This is a genomic window from Pseudomonas sp. NPDC087804, assembly GCF_044742965.1.
GTDB lineage: Bacteria > Pseudomonadota > Gammaproteobacteria > Pseudomonadales > Pseudomonadaceae > Aquipseudomonas > Aquipseudomonas rustica.
On record NZ_JBIUVN010000032.1, the window covers coordinates 1 to 19,615 of the forward strand.

A 19,615-nucleotide genomic window follows, 5' to 3' on the forward strand; every position below is an offset into this window, starting at 1 on the left:
GCTCTGACCCGCAGCCGCGCCCACACCCCACTCCCGCTTACCTCAATCTGGCTTACCCGTAAAAGGTCTCATTCTATATAGCCTCCCGGGCCGCCCTGTAAATTAGACGGCGGATCTTACTGAATAGTGCGTACTTTGACAAGTCAAAGGCAGCCGGATACAGACGCTTTCGGGGGCTCGGGTCGGCGCGTCCGTTCAACGGCAAGATTCTTCGGCGGCGGCGCATCACTTCCACTGCAGAAAGAGGTCGGCAATTATGCAGATTGCGAAAAATAATTCAACCTGCTTTTATGATTGTTTTGCCCAAGGAGTACCCGATGGACTATCGCCAGCTAGGCCGTACCGACCTGAACGTGAGCGCAATCTGCCTCGGCACCATGACCTGGGGCGAGCAAAACACTGAAGCTGAAGCCTTCGCCCAGATCGAACGCGCCAAGGAAGCCGGGATCAATTTCATCGACACCGCCGAGATGTACCCGGTGCCACCGAAAGCCGAAACCTACGCCACCACCGAGCGTTACATCGGCAATTATTTCAAAAGTCGCGGCGATCGTGCCGACTGGATCCTCGCCAGCAAGATCGCCGGCCCGGGCAACACCATCGACTACATCCGCGATAAAAACCTGCGTCACAACCGCCAGCACATCACCGCCGCGGTGGATGCCAGCCTCGAGCGCCTGCAGACCGATTACATCGATCTGTACCAATTGCACTGGCCAGAGCGCAGCACCAACTTTTTCGGACAGCTGGGCTACAAGCACAAGACCGAAGCCAATTTGACGCCGCTGGAAGACACCCTCGAAGCGCTCGACGAGCAAGTGAAGGCCGGCAAGATTCGCCACATCGGTCTGTCCAACGAAACGCCGTGGGGCACCATGCGTTTTCTCGCACTGGCCGAAGCCCGTGGCTGGCCGCGTGCGGTGTCGATCCAGAACCCGTACAACCTGCTCAACCGCAGCTTTGAAGTGGGTCTGGCGGAAATCGCCATCCGCGAACAGTGCGGCCTGCTCGCCTATTCGCCGCTGGCGTTTGGTTTCCTGTCGGGCAAGTACGAAGGTGGCGCACGTCCGCCGAAAGGCCGTCTGAGCCTCTATAGCCGCTTCAGCCGCTATTTCAATGCGCAATCGGAAGCAGCGTGCAGCCGTTACGTCGCCCTCGCCCGTGAGCACGGTCTGGATCCGGCGCAGATGGCGCTGGCGTTCGTGACCCAGCAACCGTTCGTCACCAGCAACATCATTGGCGCGACAACGCTTGAGCAACTGGACAGCAACATCGCCAGTTTCGATCTGAAGCTTTCCGATGAAGTGCTGGAAGGGATTGAGGCGATTCACAAGGATCATCCGAACCCGGCACCCTGATCAGCCGCTAAAAGTTTCGCGAGCAGGCTCGCTCCCACAGGTACGGTGATCACCTGTGGGAGCGAGCCTGCTCGCGAAGAGGCCAGTCTGATCGTTCCCACGCTCCGCGTGGGAATGCATCCCGCGACGCTCCGCGTCGCATCCACAGCGGAACGCAGAGCGTCCCCGGCGGCATTCCCACGCAGAGCGTGGGAACGATCATCAGAGCGACCGCGCAATGATCTCTTTCATGATTTCATTGGTACCGGCATAAATCCGCTGCACGCGCGCATCCGCCCACGCGCGGGCCACCGGGTATTCCCACATAAAGCCGTAGCCGCCATGCAGTTGCACGCATTCGTCGAGCACCTTGCATTGCAGGTCGGTGCCCCAGTATTTGGCCATCGCCGCCGTCGGCACATCCAGCTTGCCTTGCAGATGCAGTTCCAGACATTTGTCGACAAACACTCGGCCGATCTGAATTTCAGTGGCCATCTCTGCCAGTTTGAAGCGAGTGTTCTGGAAATCGGCAATCGCCTTGCCGAACGCCTTGCGATCACGGGTGTAATCCAGCGTCCATTGCAACGCTGCTTCGGCCGAGGCCAGACCGCCAATCGCCACCGTCAGGCGTTCCTGCGGCAACTCCTGCATCAGATAAGCAAACCCTGCCCCGGCCTGCCCCAGCAGATTTTCTTTCGGCACGCGTACGTCCTGGAAGAACAATTCCGACGTGTCCTGCGCCTTCATCCCTACCTTCTCGAGGCGTTTGCCCTTCTCGAAACCCGGCGTATTCGCTTCGACCAGAAACAGGCTGGTGCCCTTGGCGCCGGCCTTGGGATCGGTCTTGGCAACGACGATCACCAGATCCGCGAGGAAGCCGTTGGTGATGAAGGTTTTCGAGCCATTGATCACGTATTCATCACCGTCGAGCACGGCGGTGGTTTTCACGCCTTGCAGGTCGGAGCCCGCGCCAGGTTCGGTCATGGCGATGGCGGTGACCATCTCGCCGGAGACCAGTTTCGGCAGGTATTTGTGTTTCAGCGCTTCACTGCCGTAATGCAGGATGTACGGCGCGACGATATCCGAATGCAGCGAGAAACCGATGCCGGTCAGGCCCAGCCGGCCGACCTCCTCGATCACCACGGCGCTATAGAGAAAGTCCGCCCCCAGCCCGCCGTATTCTTCCGGCAAATGCGAGCAGAGCATCCCCGCCTCCCCGGCCTTGTTCCACAGCTTGCGGTCGATGTGGCCTTGTTTCTCCCACTGCGCATGGAACGGCACGGCCTCTTTTTCGAGGAAGGTTCGTACGCTGTCGCGGAATAATTCGTGCTCGGAGCTGAACAAGGTTCTGGGGATCATGCGGCACCTTTCTTTCTTGTTGGAGGGAGATGACCCTCAGAGACTAAGCCTCCCCTCCGACACAGGACACTGGACACATCCGACAAAAAATAAGACGATCCAGCCGTCTGGTGACCACTTTCCCTTATAAAAACAAAACAAAAGTTGAATTATGTCCAAGCAAGTCTCCACGCCCTTGCGGCGCGTCAGCATCCTGGCTATCGACCGGGTTTTCGCCTTCACCCTCATGCAAGCCAAGGATTTTTTCCATGTGGCGAGCCTGCGCTACGGCAAACAACTGGGCCACGGCCTGACACCGGCGTTTGAAACGCGCATCGTCAGCCCCGACGGCAAACCGGTAACAAGCTTCAGCGATGTGGTGATCCCCGTCGACGGTGGTCTGGAAAACACCGATATCATCATCCTCCCGGCGTTCTGGGACGACTTCGAAACCCTGTGCACCCGTTACCCGCAAATCATGCCGTGGCTGCGTGAGCAACATGCTCGCGGCGCTGTGCTCTGCGGCGAAGCCACCGGGGTGTTCTGGCTGGCCGAAGCCGGGCTGCTGAATGGCAAGGAGGCGACCACGTACTGGCGCTTCTTCAACGCCTTCACCGAACGCTTCCCCAAGGTGCACCTAAACCAGGACAAGCACCTGACCGACGCCGACAACCTGTATTGCGCCGGCGGCACCACTTCGGCCTGTGACCTTTACATCTACTTGATCGAGCGCTTCTGTGGAGCCAACGTCGCGCAGGCTGTGGCCCGCGATATTCTTTACGAAGTGCAGCGCAATTATTCGCCAGGGCGCATTGGTTTTGGCGGGCAGAAGCTGCACCAGGACGTGATCATCCTGCAGATTCAGCATTGGCTTGAAGAGCACTTCGCCGACAAATTCCGCTTCGAAGATGTGGCGCGCGAGCATGGCATGAGCATTCGCAATTTCATGCGCCGTTTTCAGACTGCGACTGGCGACAAGCCGTTGCATTACCTGCAGCGGCTGCGCATCGAGACGGCGAAGGGCTTGTTGTCGGGCAGCCGCAAGAGCATCAAGACCATCAGTTATGAGGTCGGTTACGACGATGCGAGCTTCTTTGCGCGGTTGTTCCGTCAGCACACTGAACTGTCGCCAAACCAGTATCGGCAGCAGTTTCAGCAAGCTGCCTAACCCTCCCCCATGATCGTTCCCACGCTCTGCGTGGGAATGCTGCCAATGGACGCTCTGCGTCCGCCCCGGAATGTGACGCAGAGCGTCACGGTATGCATTCCCACGCGGAGCGTGGGAACGATCAGTGTGCGCGGGCCGGTGAATTCGAGATAAAAAAAGGGCCTGCAATTGCAGGCCCTTTTTATCTGCCGAAATCCGCTTAAGGCTTGTGCGCCCGCGACAGGAATTCGTGCGATTGCATTTCCAGCAGACGGCTCAGCGTGCGCTGGAATTCGAAATTCAAGCGGCCGCCGGTGTACAGATCCTTCAGCTCGACTTCAGCGGAAATGATCAGCTTGACGTTACGGTCGTAGAACTCGTCGACCATGTTGATGAAGCGGCGAGCGATGTCGTCGGTGGTGACGCTCATCTGCTCGACACCGCTGAGCAGCACGGCGTGGAAGATCTTGCCCAGTTCGATGTAGTCGTTCTGGCTACGCGGGCCGTCGCACAGTTCGCGGAAGTCGAACCAGGCCACGTCGTCGCAAGTACGCAATGCGCGGATCTCGCGGTTTTCGATCATCAACACGTCGTTCTCGACCGCAGCGGTGCATTCCGGCGTCAGCGCGCGGAAGCTCTTGCGCAGGCTTTCGTGGGACGCTTCGTCGAGCGGGAAGTGGAACAGCTCCGCTTGTTCGAGGTGACGCAGACGATAGTCGACGCCGCTGTCGACGTTGACGATCTCGGTGTTCTGCTTGATCAGCGCAATGGCCGGCAGGAACCGCGCGCGTTGCAGACCGTCCTTGTACAGACCGTCCGGGACGATGTTCGACGTCGCGACCAGGGTCACGCCGTTCTTGAACAGCTCTTCCATCAACGTGCCGAGGATCATCGCGTCGGTGATGTCGGAAACGAAGAACTCATCGAAGCAGATCACTCGCGACTCGTCGGAGAAACGCTTGGCGATGATGGTCAGCGGGTTTTTCTCGCCGCCGAGGGTTTTCATCTCTTCGTGCACGCGCTTCATGAAGCGGTGGAAGTGAGTGCGGGTCTTTTCCTTGAACGGCAGCGCTTCGAAGAAGGTGTCGACCAGGTAAGTTTTGCCGCGACCTACGCCGCCCCAGAAATACAGGCCCTTGACCGGCGTCTGATCCTTTTTGCCAAACAGTTTGCTCAGCAGGCCTGGCTTGTTCTGATCAGCCGCGATCAGATCGTCGTACAGACGCTGCAAATGACGCACAGCAGTTTCCTGCGCGGCATCATGGAAGAAGTCCGGGCGTTTCAGATCAGCTTGGTATCGTTCTAGGGGCGTCATAATTCGTTAGCAAGGCAACAAAAACGGGCCGTCACTGTAGCGATGGCCCGGGGGAATGGCAATCGGCCCTTGGTCGGGCCGTGCCGCCGATTAGTCTTGAACCGGGGTCAGCGCGACGCGCAGCGCCTCGATGGCCGCATCGCGAGCCGCCGCGTCGGCAAACGCCGGGCTGTCGCCCACGCACTCGCCTTCGAGCCAGACGCTGAAGCTCAGGTCTTCGCTGCGTACGTCCAGCGCCTGACCCGATTGCAGTTGCTTGGTCACCTGACCTGCGGCTTTGCCGTCAGCGAAGTTACGCGACAGCAGCAATTGCTCGCCATCGGCCGCCAGCAGACGGAAACGGAAGCTGCCGTCGTCTTCACGGAAGCTGACGAAACGCGCGGCTTTCGCGGCTTTCTTCTTGGTGGTTGCGGCAACCTGAACCTGATTGACGAACGAACGCAGGCCAACGGCTTCGCGCAATTCGTTGAGGAACGGCGTCGCCACAGCACGGGCCTTCTTGGCACCGATCTGCAGGATATCTTCCAGATCCGCCGGACGTTCGATCAACTGGTGATACTTCTCGCGCGCTTCGCCGAGATCGTTGTCGAGCAACTGGAACAGACGGCTCTTCGCCTCGCCCCAACCCAGACCACCGAGCAGTTCACTGCGGAATTCGTCAGCCTGCGCCGGTGTGGCGAAGGCCTGGAACAGTGTAAACAAGTGCGAATTGTCCGGATCTTTCGCTTCGCCTGGCGCTTTGGAGTCGGTGACGATCCGCGAGATCGCGTCCTTCATCTCTTTGGCGCTGGAAAACAACGGGATGGTGTTGTCGTAGCTTTTCGACATCTTGCGACCGTCGAGGCCCGGCAACGTCGCCACGCTTTCTTCGATCAGCGCTTCGGGCATGGTGAAGAATTCTTTGCCCTGACCGAACAAGTGGTTGAAACGCTGGCCGATGTCGCGGGCCATCTCAACGTGCTGGATCTGGTCACGACCGACCGGCACCTTGTGCGCGTTGAACATCAGGATGTCCGCCGCCATCAGCACCGGGTAGCTGTAGAGGCCCATGGTGATGCCGGCGTCCGGGTCTTCACCGGTTTCAACGTTCTTGTCCACCGACGCCTTGTAGGCGTGCGCACGGTTGAGCAGGCCCTTGGCGGCGACGCAGGTCAGCAGCCAGGTCAGCTCAGGGATTTCCGGGATGTCGGACTGGCGGTAGAAGGTCACGCGGTCGACATCGAGGCCACCGGCCAGCCAGGTCGCGGCGATTTCCAGACGCGAGCGCTGGATGCGCAGCGGGTCATCGCATTTGATCAGGGCGTGGTAGTCGGCCAGGAAGTAGAACGAATCGGCATTGCTGTCGCGGCTGGCAAGGATCGCCGGGCGGATGGCGCCGGCATAGTTGCCCAGGTGCGGCGTGCCGGTGGTGGTGATGCCGGTGAGGATTCGGGTACGGTTCGTCATGGGTAATCGCTTGTCAGACTGCAATCAATTCGAGAGACGCGGCAGGATCAGATCCTTGAGATCGGTCAGCTTGCCATGAAAAAAGTGTCCGCATTCTGCCACTTTCAGCAGCTCATGGGGGCGCTGGAGTTGTTCCGACCAGTCGTAAACCAATTGCGGATCGATGACTTCGTCGGTTTCCGGCTGGATCACGGTGAGTTCGCCCTGCTGCGGCAGTTGATCCTGCTCGCCAAGACGCATGACCGCCGGGGCGACCATGAACAGGTGCTTGAGCTGCACGCCTTGGGCTTCAAGACGACCGCCGAGACTTGCTGCAACAAATCCGCCAAAGGAGAAACCGAACAGGGTCAGCGGCAGGTTCGGGTGTTTTTCGCGCAGCCATGCCGCAGCCGCCTGGGCATCATCAACTTCACCGGTGCCCATGTCGTGCGAACCTTCGCTGGCGCCGACGCCGCGATAGTTGAAGCGCAAGGTAATCAGGCCGGCGTCGCGCGCGGTGCGCTGCAGGGTCGAGACGACTTTGTTGAGCATGGTGCCGCCCTGCACCGGGTTCGGGTGGCAGATCAGCGCGATGCCGCGCGGCTGCTCGTTATCGAGGTACAAGGCTTCGATTTGGCCGACTGGGCCGGCAATCACTACAGGGGTTTCACGCATCAGCAAGGAAGGAACTCCGTGACCTCGAATCGGGTCGACTCGTCTAGCAAATTGTCTGTGCCAATCTATTGCGAGTGAATCGCGGTATACAGCGCAGGTTCGAGCCGTTAACGTAAAGCAAAGCCGTTTATAGAGGAAGGACTCGTGGAACACTCGCTCTTAGTTTGGTTGTTACCGACTCTTGCCCTGGTTGTGGGTGTCGCCATTGGATTCCTGATCGCGCGCGTTGCGCCGAACGCCGCGCCGAGCCGTACGCAGCGTCAACTGGATGATATCCAGGAGCGCTTCGACAGTTATCAAAACGAGGTGGTCACCCACTTCAACAGCACCGCGATGCTGGTCAAGAAACTGACCCAGAGCTATCAGGAAGTGCAGGATCACCTCGCCGAGGGCGCCAACCGTCTGGCCCTGGACGAGCAAACCCGCCAGCGCCTGATGGCCGCCCTGCACGCCGACGCAGCGCAGGCACCGCGCGAGCGCCTGACGCCACCGCACAACAATCAAGAACCGCCGCGTGACTACGCACCAAAAACCCCGAACGCGCCGGGCATGCTTGATGAGCACTATGGTTTGAAGAAGTAAGCAGTCTTCGCTGCAAAGCAAAAGCCTCCGGACAGTGAAGTGTTCGGGGGCTTTTTTGTGTCTGGGGAAGTGGCAGCGACCATAAAACCTGTAGGAGCTGTCGAGTGCAACGAGGCTGCGATCTTTTGATGTTCATGTTTCAAGATCAAAAAATCGCAGCGTGCCGCAGCTCCTACAGGGCCGCGCGCAAAAAAATGCCCGATCACCGGATCGGGCATTTCTTCATTCAGGCAATCGCTTACGGATACTGCTGAACCGTGCCCGGCTGCTGTTGCTGCGGCGCACCGTACTGCTGACCCGGAATCGCCTTCAGGTTGACTTCAACCCGACGGTTCTGCGCACGGCCATTGACGTCACCGTTGCTGGCAATCGGATTATCCGGGCCGGCACCGCGCGCCGACAGGTTGGCACCGCTGACACCTTGCGAGGTCAGGTAAGTCGCCACGCTCTGCGCACGACGCTGCGACAGATCCATATTGTGCTGGCGGCTGCCGGTGCTGTCGGTGTAGCCGACGATCTCGATCTGGTTCTGGCTGAACTCCTTCAGCGAGTTCGCGAGGTTGTTCAGTGGCTGATAGAAGCTGGAAGCGATGTTCGCCGAATCGGTGGCGAACGTGATGTTGCCCGGCATGATCAGTTTGATCTGATCGCCCTGACGCTGCACTTCAACGCCAGTGTTGGCCATGCTCGCGCGCAGCTTCTTCTCTTGCTGGTCAGCGTAGTAACCGTAACCGGCGGCAGAAGCACCGACCACGGCCGCGCCGATCAGCGCGCCCTTGCCACGGTTGTCGTGGCCGATGGCGGCACCGGCCAGTGCGCCGGCGAGTGCACCGAGGCCACCGTATTTGGCGGTTTTGCTCATTCCTTGGGAGCCACTGTCGGCCTGGCCCTGATTGTCATACGGGTTAGGCGAGGCGCAGCCGGACAGCAAGGCCACGGCAGTAGCGACAATAATCAAACGACGCGTGGTGAACATGAAGAGCTCCTACTTTTGCATTCTGTGGTGCAACGGCCATTGGCAATCGCCCGTGCGGGCGTTGGATCATGACAATGCACAAAAATTCCGCAGCAGACCCGTGACAAAATATTTAGGCCCGCACAAACGGGTTTTCGCGCATCTCATCCCCCAGACGCGTGTCCGGGCCATGCCCGGTCACGACAGTCGCGTCCTCGTCCAGCGTGTATAGCCGCTGCTTGATCGACCGCACGATGGTCGCCTGATCGCCGCCCCACAAATCCGTGCGCCCTACGCCACGACGAAACAGCGTGTCGCCGGCAATCAACAGCTTAGCCTCGGAAAACCAAAAGCTCATGGAACCGGGCGTATGCCCCGGCGTATGCAACGCCACGCCGCAGCCGCAGGCGAGTTCTTCGTCGTCGCTCAACCAGCGATCTGGCGACGGTACCGGCGTGTACGGCACGCCGAACATCTGGCATTGCATCTCGAGGTTGTCCCAGAGGAACTGATCTTCTTTGTGCAAATGCAGAGTCGCGCCGGTTTTCTCTTTCATCTGCCCCGAAGCGAGGAAGTGATCGAGGTGCGCGTGGGTGTGGATGATGCTGACCACTTTCAGACCATGCGCATCGAGGCGCGCCATGATCAGATCGGGATTGCCGCCCGGATCGACGACGATGGCTTTCTTGGTGATCGGATCGCCGATGATCGTGCAGTTGCACTGCAAAGGACCGACGGGGAAGGTTTCGCGGATGAGCGCTGGGGCTGGAACGGTCATGGGAAATCCTGAGCAATGGCTCGAAAACGGCCGATGCCGGATGTTACCGTCGCTAGACCCTTAACCCCAACTCCTTCGCCCGCGCCACCGCTTGCGTGCGCCGCTCAACACCCAGTTTGCTGTTGATGTGGCTGGCGTGTGTTTTCACGGTGTGCAGCGAGATAAATAACTGCTCGCTGATTTCCTGATTTGAACAGCCTTGGGCGATCAGGCGCAGCACGGCCAGTTCGCGGCTGCTGAGTTGTTCTGCTGCTGAGCATTCGGCCACGGCACGGACAGCAACATGCGGCATATGCCCCAGTAACTGCTGACCGACAAGGGTCGACGCGATCGGCGCCAATTGGGCGCGCAGCCAGTCGGTGTGTCCTTTGATCAATGCATCGAAAGGCTGCAGCACGCCACCAGCCGCGGCATCCAGCGCCTGACTCAAAGCCTTGCGCGCTTCCGGCTCGCGTCCACCGGCCAGCAGCAACGCCACTTTCTGCGTCAGCGCCATCACACTGAGCAACTGTCGCCCGGTTTGCTGACCGTTCTCGTGCAACACGTTCAAGCGCCCTTCGGCGAGCATCGGCTGGCCCTGAATCAGGTCGAGCAACGCCTGCTGCAATTCAACGTGTAACGGCAGTTGTGGATGAAACTCCGGTGGCGCGGCGGCGCGTTCACCGGTGTAAGTCTGGCCCAGTCGCGCCAGCCAGGCCTCGGCGAGATCGGTGCGGCCCTGCGCCAGCCACAGCTCGCATTTGACCAGGGTGATCATCGCCAGATAGTAGATCGGCGGCACGTCCCAGATGTGCATCAGCCGTTCGGCTTCGGAGAGTTCAGCGAAGGCTTTGGCGAATTCGCCGGTGGCACCGTCCAGCCGCGCTATCACGCAATGGCCGATCAATACGCTGATGTCGCGACAGGCGCGCGCCTCGCCGATACCGGCCAACAACCGCGTGCGGGCGACTTGCGGCTGCAAGCGCATCGCTAACAGAAAACCTTCGTATAACGTCAGCCGTGCGCGCACCGCGTACAGGCGTTGCGGCGACAGACCGCGCAAGCGCTCCAACCCTTGATGCACTTCATCCAGTGCCCGCAGAATTTCGCCACGCGCCTGCAACACGCGAGCGCGATCGTAATGCGCCAAGGCTTCGAATAACGGATTGCCGACACGCTGCGCCAGCTCCAGCGATTCACGGTTAAGTCCACGGGCGCGCCACAGATCACCGTCGGCAATTGCCAGATTGGACAGCGTCGACAAGCACATCAGACGCTGGCCATAGCGCTTGGCCGGCAGGCTCTCCAGCGCTTCGCTGCAATATTTCAGGGTCAGTTCACGATGGCCGCGCCCACGGGCGATGATCCCGCTCAGCGCCAGCCATTGCGCCAGCATCGACTTTTGCGCGGTGGCTGAGGGCGCCGGCAGGAAGCGGCTCAAATGACTGGAAAGTTCTTCGGCAGCATCGAGCTGACAGGCCAGCCCCAATGCCCAGCTGTACAGCACGATCAGGCGCGGCGTGCTGATCAGCAGGCTGTCGGGCAAGTCCATTTTCCAGCGCAGCAACATGCCGACGTTCTGTTCGGCCAGCAGTTGTTCTTCGGAGAGGTTCTGTACCAGATTCGCCGCGACATCGAGATGGCCGGCGCGCAACGCCTGCTCCACCGCTTCATCGAGCAAGCCCTGAGCATTGAACCAGCGACAGGCGCGCAGATGCAGCGTCGCGGTCGGCACCATGGCGTGTGCTATCGGCCGACTGCGCAACAGATCGGAGAACAAATGGTGATAGCGATACCAGTGACCGTGCTCGTCCAGCGGCACCAGAAACACCTGATGCGCCTGCAGAAAACGCAGAATCTCGGCGCTGTCATGGGCTTCGCGCACGGCGTCGCACAGCTCGCTGCAAAAACGTTCTTGCGGCGCGGTGTCGTAGAGAAAGGCCTGCACTTCGGCCGGCAGGCAATCGATGACTTCTTCGAGCAGATAATCGCGGATCAGCCCTTCCCCGCCGTTCAGCGCTTGCGGTAACGCGGTATCGTTGCCGGCTTCGGCCACTGCGAGCAACCAGAAACGCAACCCGGCAACCCAGCCTTCGCTGCGTTGAATCAGACTCTCCAGTGCTTCGCCGCGCAATGAGCTGCTGTGGCGATCGAGCAAAGTCAGGGCTTCGTCGTGGGTCAGGCGCAGATCCTGTTCATGCAGTTCAAGCAACTGACGGGACAGGCGCAAACGCGCCAGATGCCAGTCCGGCCGCTGGCGACTGGTGACCATCACCAGCAAGCCGTCGGGCAAATGATTGAGGAAAAATTGCAGGCAACGGTCGAGCACCGGGCCTTGGGCGAGATGGTAATCGTCGAGCACCAGCAGCAGCGGCGTCGCGGTATCGAGGTGCAGCGCCAACTCGTCAAGCAGGCCGTCGAGCCATTCTTCAAAGGCAAACGGCTGATGGCGCTGACGCATTTTCAGCAGCCCCAATGCGCGGCTGCCCACTTGGGGAAAGTAGTCCTGCAGGCCTTCGAGCAAACGTTCGAGAAAGCGCCCGGGGTCGCTGTCTCGCGGGCTCAGGCCCAGCCACAGACTTTGCCAGTGCGCCGGCAGGCTCTGACAGAACTCCACCGCCAGCGAACTCTTGCCGAACCCGGCCGGTGCGCTGACCAGCAACAATCGCCCGCCGAGCCCGGCTTGCAGGCGTTCGCACAGACGTGGTCGCAAGACGTAGCCGTCGGGCAACGGTGGACGGAAGAAACGCCCGTCCAGTGCCGCGACGGCAACGCTTGCAGGACCCGGAAGTGGGGACAGATCAGTCATGGCCGGCTCTTGTTTGAATGGCTATTGGCGGCGTTGCAGATGTCCGCAGACTAGCCTTAAACGTACCGGTAATGAAGGTTGCTGCTACAAATGGCTACAAAAGTCTTTCCAGAATGCGCCATTCGCCCCGCATTTCGACCTGTAGGAGCTGCCGAAGGCTGCGATCTTTTGATCTGCTGTGGCTTTTGATTTGGCTTCAGATTTTCGCCCCCATCGGCAGGCCGAGCGTAGGTGTTCATCCGGGGCAGGCGCGCAGCGCCGCGCGGCGCAGCCGCACACATCGAGAGGAGGTGCAGCGAAGCAAACCGTAGGCGATGCCCCCGGATGAACACCGTAGCGAGGGAACACTGAGCCTAAGCGAAGTGCCGTACGCCGGGGGCAAAGCCTTTTGCTTCCTTTTTGGCGTTTGAAAAAGGGACTCGCTGTAAGAGCGAAACCGCCAGAAGCCCCAACCGCAGCAACGGATATGCCCCCAAAACCCACGGCCCAAACAAAAGATCAAAAGATCGCAGCCTTCGGCAGCTCCTACAAAAGCAATTCAGAGGCGCCGCGAAAAGCGCAAAAAAAAACGCCCCGAACCAGTCGGGGCGTTTTTACGAGGATGCGGCCTCGGGTTTACTGCGGTTTAGCGAACACCATCCTGACGCAGAGCGGCCGGAGTGAAGTCGCTGGTAGTAGCGGTGAAGCCGAAGTCATACGCCTGCTTCTCTTCGTTCTTCATGCCCAGTGCCAGGTAACGGCCGGACTGCAGGTCGTAGAGGGTTTCCAGGGCGTACCACGGCACTTGCTTGTCGTAGTAGTCCTCGGCATGCGCCTCGGCTACGCGCCACAGTTGGCCACGACCGTCATAATGGTCGATGACCGCTGCTTGCCAGGTGTCTTCGTCGATGTAGAAGTCACGTTTGGCGTAGATGTGGCGCTGACCTTCCTTCAGGGTCGCCACCACGTGCCAGACGCGACGCAACTCGTAACGCGCCAGATCCTGGTTGATGTGACCGGCCTTGATGATGTCGGAATACTTCAGCTTCGGATCGTCGAGCTTGTAGCTGTCGGAAGCGATGTACATCTCTTTCTTGCCTTCGAGTTTCCAGTCGTAACGATCCGGCGCACCGTTGAACATGTCGAGGTTGTCGGAGGTACGCAGGCCATCTGCCGCAGTACCCGGGCCGTCATAGGACACTTGTGGCGCACGGCGCACACGACGCTGACCGGCGTTGTAGACCCACGCCGAACGTGGCTCTTTAACCTGGTCGAGGGTTTCGTGCACCAACAGCACACCACCGGCCAGACGCGCAGGCGCGGTCACTTTCTGCTTGAAGTAGAACAGGATGTTGCCCGGGTTTTTCGGGTCGTAGTCCTTCATCTTGTCGCGGAACACGAACTGATCCTGGAAGTACACCAGGCTGTACGAGCCGTTCGGTTGCGGCGTGGCCTGGGTTACCAGACGGGTCACGCTGCCGCCGCGATAGCGGGTGATGTGGTTCCAGATGACTTCCACACCGCTTTTCGGAATCGGGAACGGTACCGCGGTTTCGAAGTTTTCCAGACCGTTGCCGCCGGACACCAGATTGGTGTTGGTGGCGTTTTTCTTGATGGCGGCGAACACGTCATCCGGCACAGTCGCGCCACGGTGGGACGGGTACACCGGCATCTTGAAGGTGTCCGGGTAGCGCTTGAACATCGCGTACTGCCCCGGCGCCAGTTTGTCCTTGTACTTGTCGACATCCTTGGCGGTGATGGTGAACAGCGGTTGCTCACTGGCATAAGGATTGGACAGGAAACCGCGCGCATCGACGCTGCCGGCATTTTTCGGCAACGGCTTCCACGCCGGGATCGAACCGTCAGCGTTACCGGCCATTTCCGCGCCCATCGGCGTCAGGCTTTTGCCCAGTTTGTCGGCTTCGGCAGCCGGGACGGCCGCCATCACACCGGTCGCCAGCAACGACAGACCCAGAACACCCGCGTGGAACAGACTCTTTGTTATTTTCATAAATTCGTTCGTCCTGAAAATGCAGTGCTTAGAAGTTCACGCCGAAGCTGAGCGCAACGAAGTCGCGGTCGTCCACAGTGGTGTACTTGCCGTCAAAGAAGTTGGTGTAAGCCAGGCTGGCGGTGTAGGTGTTCTGGTATTCAGCGTCGACACCGAGGCTGACCGCTTTGCGACCTTCCTCGAAGTTACCGCCAGGGCCTGGCGAGTAGCCGCTGACGTCGTGCTGCCAAGCCACGTTCGGCTTGAGGTTCACACCGGCGAATACGTCGTTGTATTCCCAGATGGCACGGCCGCGATAGCCCCACGACGTCGCAGTGGTGAAGCCTTCGTTGGTGCAGTTGCGGCTGCGGTTGTTCTGCGGCGAACCCGGGCCGGCACCGTTGATGGTGCTGGCGTTGAGGATGTTGGCGCAGGTGTCGATGCCGCCAGTCGCTGGCAGCTCACCCGGGCCGTAGACCGGATCACGGCCATAACGAACATCAGAAGTGCTTTCCAGACCGCCAACGTGGGTCACGCCGACTTCACCCACGACGGTCAGACGGCTGGCGCCCATGACCTGATCGAAGAAGTGCGTCAGGGTGGTCTGGAACTGCGTCACTTCCTTGCGGCGATAGCCATGCAGATCCTGACCCGGAACGCCGTTGAGCAGAGAAGCGTTGGTCAGTGCGCCGCCCAGCGGACGTACACCGGCGAACAGGATGTCGGTGGAGTTCAGTTGTACCGGTGCATTCGGACGGTAGCTGATCTCACCGCTCCACGCGGTACCGGTAGGCAGAGTGGTGGAGAAGCTCAGGCCATAGAGACGGATGTCTTCCGGGTATTCAACGAAATACTCCGAGTTACCCGCGACCAACAGCGGCGCGAGTGCCGCGAACGGGCCTGGCAACGATGCCGCGGTGTTGTACACCGACTGTGGCGCACCCGTGGCGCTGAAGATCGGCGCACGGCTGTGGTAGTTCATGAAGTAGGCGCCGAACTCGGTATCGATCGGGTCGTACATGTACTTGAAGGACGCGCCCCACTGGCCGCTGTCGCGCGCATCACGGTCGCCGCCACGGCGTACCAGAACGCCTTCCTCGTTGACGTCCACGCCAGCCCCGGCCAATGGCCCCAAGGCAACCGCCGGAATCTGCGAACGCTTGTTCAGTACGCGCAGGTTGTTGTCGCAGCCATCGGCAATGATGTCGGGTTGCGAGAAGAACGTGCCGCAGTTGTCGACAACGGTCTGATCCCATTCCAGCTGATAGAACGCTTCAGCCGAGAGGTTCTCGGTCAGGCTCTGCGAGACGTAGAACATGTTGACCGGAATCAGGCCTTCCTTGATTTCGGCACCCGGACGGCGGAACGCGGACACGTCGATCGGGTTGATCGAGTTGATGCCGCCGCCGATGAAGGTACTTTCACCCCAGCTCACCACCTGCTTGCCCAGACGCACGGAGCCGGGCTGATCGGCGATCGAGTAGTTGTGGTAGACGAAGGCGTCGAGGATCTGCCCGCCGGAGGACTTCGCGCCTTCCTTGCGGTTGTTGTCGCTGATGTCCTTGAACTCACGGCTTTCGTCTTTGAGTTCGAAGTCGTACCAGTATTTGCCACGGACGAACACGCCGGTGTCGCCGTACTTCAGTTCAAGGTCATGGATGCCCTTGAAGATTTTCGAGAAGGTTTCGCCGCTTTTGAAGTTGGCGTGACCGTCATCGGAAGTCTGCGACAGGCCGTGGCCGCCGTTGTTGACGCCGATGAGGTTCTTGTTCGGGCTCTGAGTAGACCAACTGGCACCGAGCGACAGGGACGAGTCGAACTGACCCTCGATTTCACCGACGTTGAAACTGACGCCGAATGCGGGCCCGGCGAGCGAAGAGGCAAGACTGACCGCCAGAGGCAGTTTTGCCCGGCGCCAGAACTGGTTTACTGAGGTCATCGACGCTACTCCATGTGCATTATTGTTATGGCAGTGAGTACTTTTAAAAACGCTGTGGAGGGCCGGGCGCCAAGGCTGCCCGAAATCACTCCAAAGTTGCTCGCCCCAATCTGTGCGTGTGCTCCGTTCTTAAAAATCCTTGAACGGACTATATCCAGCAGGGGGTACTGCTTGATCCCTCTAAAGTGTGATTTGCAGTGAGCAACCACTCTGGAACAGTCCTTTCGCCAGTCCGACACTCGTCGGCACGGCAAGGATGGCTGATTTTTTTGATTTCACAAGCCAAGCGCTTGCTTGGTGGGGCTGGCGCGCCGTTTTCGGCGCGCCAGAAGACACTCAAAGTGTTGAGAGGAAGGTGCTGTTGTTGGCCTGCCATTCGGTGATGTCGAGGCGGATGCGCTTCTTGTCGAGCTTGCCGACGCTGGTCTTGGGAATTTCGGTAACAAGGGCGATCTGACTCGGGATCGCCCACTTGCTCAGGTGGCCCAACTCCACGAACGGCTTGAGGTGTTCCTTGAGCTCACGGGCCCCGATCACGTGCCCTTCGCGGATCACCAGCAGTGCAAACGGGCGCTCGCCCCACTGCGGATCAGCGATGCCGACCACTGCTACTTCGCGTACCGCGACGTGACGGCTGATCAAATCTTCGAGATCCAGCGAGGAAATCCATTCGCCACCGGTCTTGATCACGTCCTTGATGCGGTCGCGGATGTCGATCACGCCCATGCTGTCGAGTGTGGCGACGTCGCCGGTGTGCAGCCAGCCGCCGGCCCAGAGCTCAGCGCCCTTTTGTGGCTCGTTGAAATAACCTTCGGTGAGCCATGGCGCACGCAGCACCAGTTCGCCCTGGGTCTCGCCGTCAGCCGGAAGGAAATTGCCTTCGGCGTCGACAATCGCCGCTTCTACCAGCGGCCCCGGCACACCGGCCTTGATCCGGTAAGTGGTGCGCTCGTCTTCGCTGCCGGCCATCAATTCATCATTGAGGTGTGCGCAGGAAACCAGCGGACCGGTTTCCGACATGCCGTAGGCGGCCGTCAGTTGAATGCCGCGCGCCTTGGCGGTTTCGTACAGCGAGCGATTGAGCGCACTGCCGCCGATGACGATCTTCCAGCCGCCAAAATCGGTGCCCTGCGCGCCTTTGGCGTTGAGCAGCATTTGCAGAATGGTCGGCACGCAATGGGAGAACGTGACCTTCTCCTTGCGCCACAACTCAACGAGATACTCGGGATCGTAGCGCCCCGGATAAACCTGTTTCAGCCCCAGCATCGTCGCCACATAAGGCAGGCCCCAGGCGTGGACGTGGAACATCGGCGTGATCGGCATGTACACATCGTTGGTGCCGAGCAGGCGCACGCTGTCGATGGAACCCATGATCGTCGACACGCCCATGGTGTGCAGCACCAGTTGCCGATGGGTGAAATACACGCCTTTCGGGTTGCCGGTGGTGCCGGTGGTGTAGAACGTGGTCGCGACGGAATTTTCGTCGAAATCCTGGAAATCGTACTGCGGGCTCGCAGCCGCCAGCAGTTGCTCGTACTCGCCGACCAGATTCGGCAAGTCGGCGGTTTTTTCCGGCAGATCAGTCAGCAGCAAGGTCTTCTCGACCGTGGTCAGGTGCGGCGCGATCGCTTGATAGAGGCCGACGAACTCGCTGTTGACCAGCACAAAACGGTCTTCGGCGTGGTTCATGGTGTAGAGAATCTGTTCCGGCGACAGGCGCACGTTGATCGTGTGGATCACCGCGCCGATCATCGGAATCGCGAACATGCATTCCAGGTAACGATGGCTGTCCCAATCCATCACCGCGACGGTGTCACCGGCCTTCACACCGGCCGCCGTCAGCACGTTGGCCAGCCGCGCAACTCGCTCGATCAGGGTCGGGTAGCTGTAGCGAATCTGGTCACGGTAGATGATCTCGCGGGTTTTCTCGTAACGGGCGCCGGACATCAGCAGCCGTTTGATCAGCAATGGATACTGGTAGGCCCCATCGGCCGGGGGAATGACGCGAGTCTGCAACATATGAATCCCTTTTCTGGCTGCACGGTGTTGGCATAGAGATTTGTACTCTAGAACCCTTATACGCCAGCCAAATCAGCCAAAGGAATGATTTGCAGAGCCGTACAAATGCTAGCTTTGCGCCAGCATTTGCCGACTTTCGTCCCAGGTCAGGCCGTTTGCCCTACAGCCTCCTCGGAAGGTGTCCGTGGGAATACGACTGCTGCAAGGAAGGTCAACGCGCCGAAACCCGCGAGAATCAAGTACAGGCCTACAAAACCATGGCGCGGTTCAACATAGGAAATCAGCGGAATCGCCGTCGCACTGGCGCCGAACGATAAGCAGTAACGCAGGGCGAACACCCGTGATTGCCACTGCGGGGCGACGAAGTTGGCGACCATCGCATCATTGACTGTTACCTGACCAAACACCACAAACATGAACGCTGCACCGAGGGCGATCACCGCCCAGCCGTCGGCATAGGCCAACGCAAACAGCAGCGGTGCCTGGCACAACGTCAGGACAACAAACGGCCATTTCAGGCTGAGACGATGCAACACACGTCCAATGCTCAATTGCGCAATCGCACCGAAGGCATAGGCCAGACTGACCACCACGCCGAGGGTTTGCGGCGAGGCGAACAGCTCATGCAAACGTTCCTGAAACAGCTTCGGATAGGTCATGGTGGTGGCGTTGAACACCACGCCGCCGGTGGCCGTGGCCAACGCCAGCACGCCGAAAACCATCACCATCGAGATGCGCTGACCGGCGGCGCCTTTGAGTGGCGTGTGCGGGCGCTTCGGAATCGGTTCCTCACGCACCTGCAAGGCGAAGCCAAAACCCAGCACAATCGCCACTGCGCCCGGTATCAGAAACGCCGAGCGCCAGCCGAACTGCGCCACCAGCAAGCCGGTGATCAGCGCCGAAAACGCCACGCCCAGATTGCCCCACATGCCGTTGATGCCAATTTCGCGGCCACGATTTTGTGCGTAGGCCACCAGCATTGCTGTGCCGACTGGGTGATAAATCGCCGCAAAAATACCGATCAGGGTCAGGCCAATCACCAGCATGCTCGGGCTGTTGCTCAGCCCGGTGAAGATCGCCGAAGCGCCGATACCGAAGAAAAACACTAGCATCATCTGCCGCCGACTCCAGTGATCGCCGAGCCAGCCGGCGGGCAGCGAACAGGCGCCGAAGGCGATGAATCCTCCCAACGACAGGCCGATCAGCGTGGCGTAATCGAGGCCGAAAGCCTGGGTCATACCGAGCACGGCGGCGGGAAAAATCAGCATGAACATGTGATCGATCACATGGGCGGCGTTGATGTAGCGAATGACATTGCGGGATTGATTCATGGCGGCACGCTTTACGT

Annotated in this window: 14 protein-coding genes; 3 read left to right on the top strand and 11 right to left on the bottom strand. The window is 59.8% G+C overall.

The window, feature by feature from the left end; all coding sequences use genetic code 11:
• The first annotated feature begins 317 nt into the window (after positions 1–317).
• Positions 318–1,358 carry an NADP(H)-dependent aldo-keto reductase gene (locus ACIOMO_RS24670; protein ID WP_401244090.1) on the top strand — a complete coding sequence of 347 codons (1,041 nt, stop codon included), beginning with the start codon at positions 318–320 and terminating at the stop codon, positions 1,356–1,358.
• 201 nt (positions 1,359–1,559) lie between these two features.
• Here ACIOMO_RS24670 and ACIOMO_RS24675 read toward each other — a convergent pair whose 3' ends face one another.
• Complete coding sequence (locus tag ACIOMO_RS24675; RefSeq protein WP_064120486.1) at positions 1,560–2,696, bottom strand: acyl-CoA dehydrogenase family protein; 1,137 nt, start codon at positions 2,694–2,696, stop codon at positions 1,560–1,562.
• Positions 2,697–2,946: 250 nt separating this feature from the next.
• Between ACIOMO_RS24675 and ACIOMO_RS24680 the strand changes: the two genes are divergently transcribed.
• On the top strand, positions 2,947–3,843 hold the full coding sequence (locus tag ACIOMO_RS24680; protein ID WP_172680158.1) for a GlxA family transcriptional regulator: 897 nt from the start codon (positions 2,947–2,949) through the stop codon (positions 3,841–3,843).
• A 199-nt stretch (positions 3,844–4,042) separates the two neighbouring features.
• On the opposite strand, the gene zapE is transcribed toward ACIOMO_RS24680, so the two are convergent.
• The 3 genes from zapE to ACIOMO_RS24695 form a co-directional block, all read right to left on the bottom strand.
• Positions 4,043–5,137: a cell division protein ZapE gene (zapE, locus tag ACIOMO_RS24685; protein WP_053123668.1), complete on the bottom strand. Its 1,095-nt coding sequence runs from the start codon at positions 5,135–5,137 to the stop codon at positions 4,043–4,045.
• Between the two features lie 90 nt (positions 5,138–5,227).
• Positions 5,228–6,583 (bottom strand): tryptophan--tRNA ligase, encoded by a 1,356-nt coding sequence (locus ACIOMO_RS24690; RefSeq protein WP_212545534.1) that lies wholly within the window; start codon positions 6,581–6,583, stop codon positions 5,228–5,230.
• 24 nt (positions 6,584–6,607) lie between these two features.
• The gene (locus ACIOMO_RS24695) at positions 6,608–7,237 is read right to left on the bottom strand and encodes an alpha/beta hydrolase (RefSeq protein WP_212548768.1); all 630 of its coding nucleotides are present in this window, start codon (positions 7,235–7,237) and stop codon (positions 6,608–6,610) included.
• A gap of 144 nt (positions 7,238–7,381) precedes the next feature.
• On the opposite strand from ACIOMO_RS24695, the gene ACIOMO_RS24700 reads away from it, so the two are divergent.
• Entirely contained in the window at positions 7,382–7,819 is a 438-nt protein-coding gene (locus ACIOMO_RS24700) for a YhcB family protein (protein ID WP_053123671.1), read from the top strand.
• A gap of 238 nt (positions 7,820–8,057) precedes the next feature.
• Here the strand turns inward: ACIOMO_RS24700 and ACIOMO_RS24705 are convergent, their stop codons facing one another.
• From ACIOMO_RS24705 to ACIOMO_RS24735, 7 genes are all read right to left on the bottom strand, one after another.
• Positions 8,058–8,795, bottom strand: coding sequence for an OmpA family protein (locus ACIOMO_RS24705; RefSeq protein WP_053123674.1), 738 nt, complete (start codon positions 8,793–8,795; stop codon positions 8,058–8,060).
• 112 nt (positions 8,796–8,907) lie between these two features.
• Positions 8,908–9,552 (bottom strand): MBL fold metallo-hydrolase, encoded by a 645-nt coding sequence (locus ACIOMO_RS24710; RefSeq protein WP_053123676.1) that lies wholly within the window; start codon positions 9,550–9,552, stop codon positions 8,908–8,910.
• 52 nt (positions 9,553–9,604) lie between these two features.
• Positions 9,605–12,340: a LuxR C-terminal-related transcriptional regulator gene (locus ACIOMO_RS24715; protein WP_401244095.1), complete on the bottom strand. Its 2,736-nt coding sequence runs from the start codon at positions 12,338–12,340 to the stop codon at positions 9,605–9,607.
• A gap of 625 nt (positions 12,341–12,965) precedes the next feature.
• Positions 12,966–14,330, bottom strand: coding sequence for a DUF1329 domain-containing protein (locus tag ACIOMO_RS24720; RefSeq protein ID WP_053123680.1), 1,365 nt, complete (start codon positions 14,328–14,330; stop codon positions 12,966–12,968).
• A 28-nt stretch (positions 14,331–14,358) separates the two neighbouring features.
• Positions 14,359–16,248 (bottom strand): DUF1302 domain-containing protein, encoded by a 1,890-nt coding sequence (locus ACIOMO_RS24725; RefSeq protein WP_053123682.1) that lies wholly within the window; start codon positions 16,246–16,248, stop codon positions 14,359–14,361.
• 336 nt (positions 16,249–16,584) lie between these two features.
• A complete protein-coding gene (locus ACIOMO_RS24730; RefSeq protein ID WP_159814639.1) occupies positions 16,585–18,267 on the bottom strand; it encodes a fatty acid--CoA ligase in 1,683 nt (560 codons plus the stop codon).
• Positions 18,268–18,413: 146 nt separating this feature from the next.
• Complete coding sequence (locus ACIOMO_RS24735) at positions 18,414–19,598, bottom strand: MFS transporter (RefSeq protein WP_053123686.1); 1,185 nt, start codon at positions 19,596–19,598, stop codon at positions 18,414–18,416.
• Positions 19,599–19,615 lie beyond the last annotated feature (17 nt).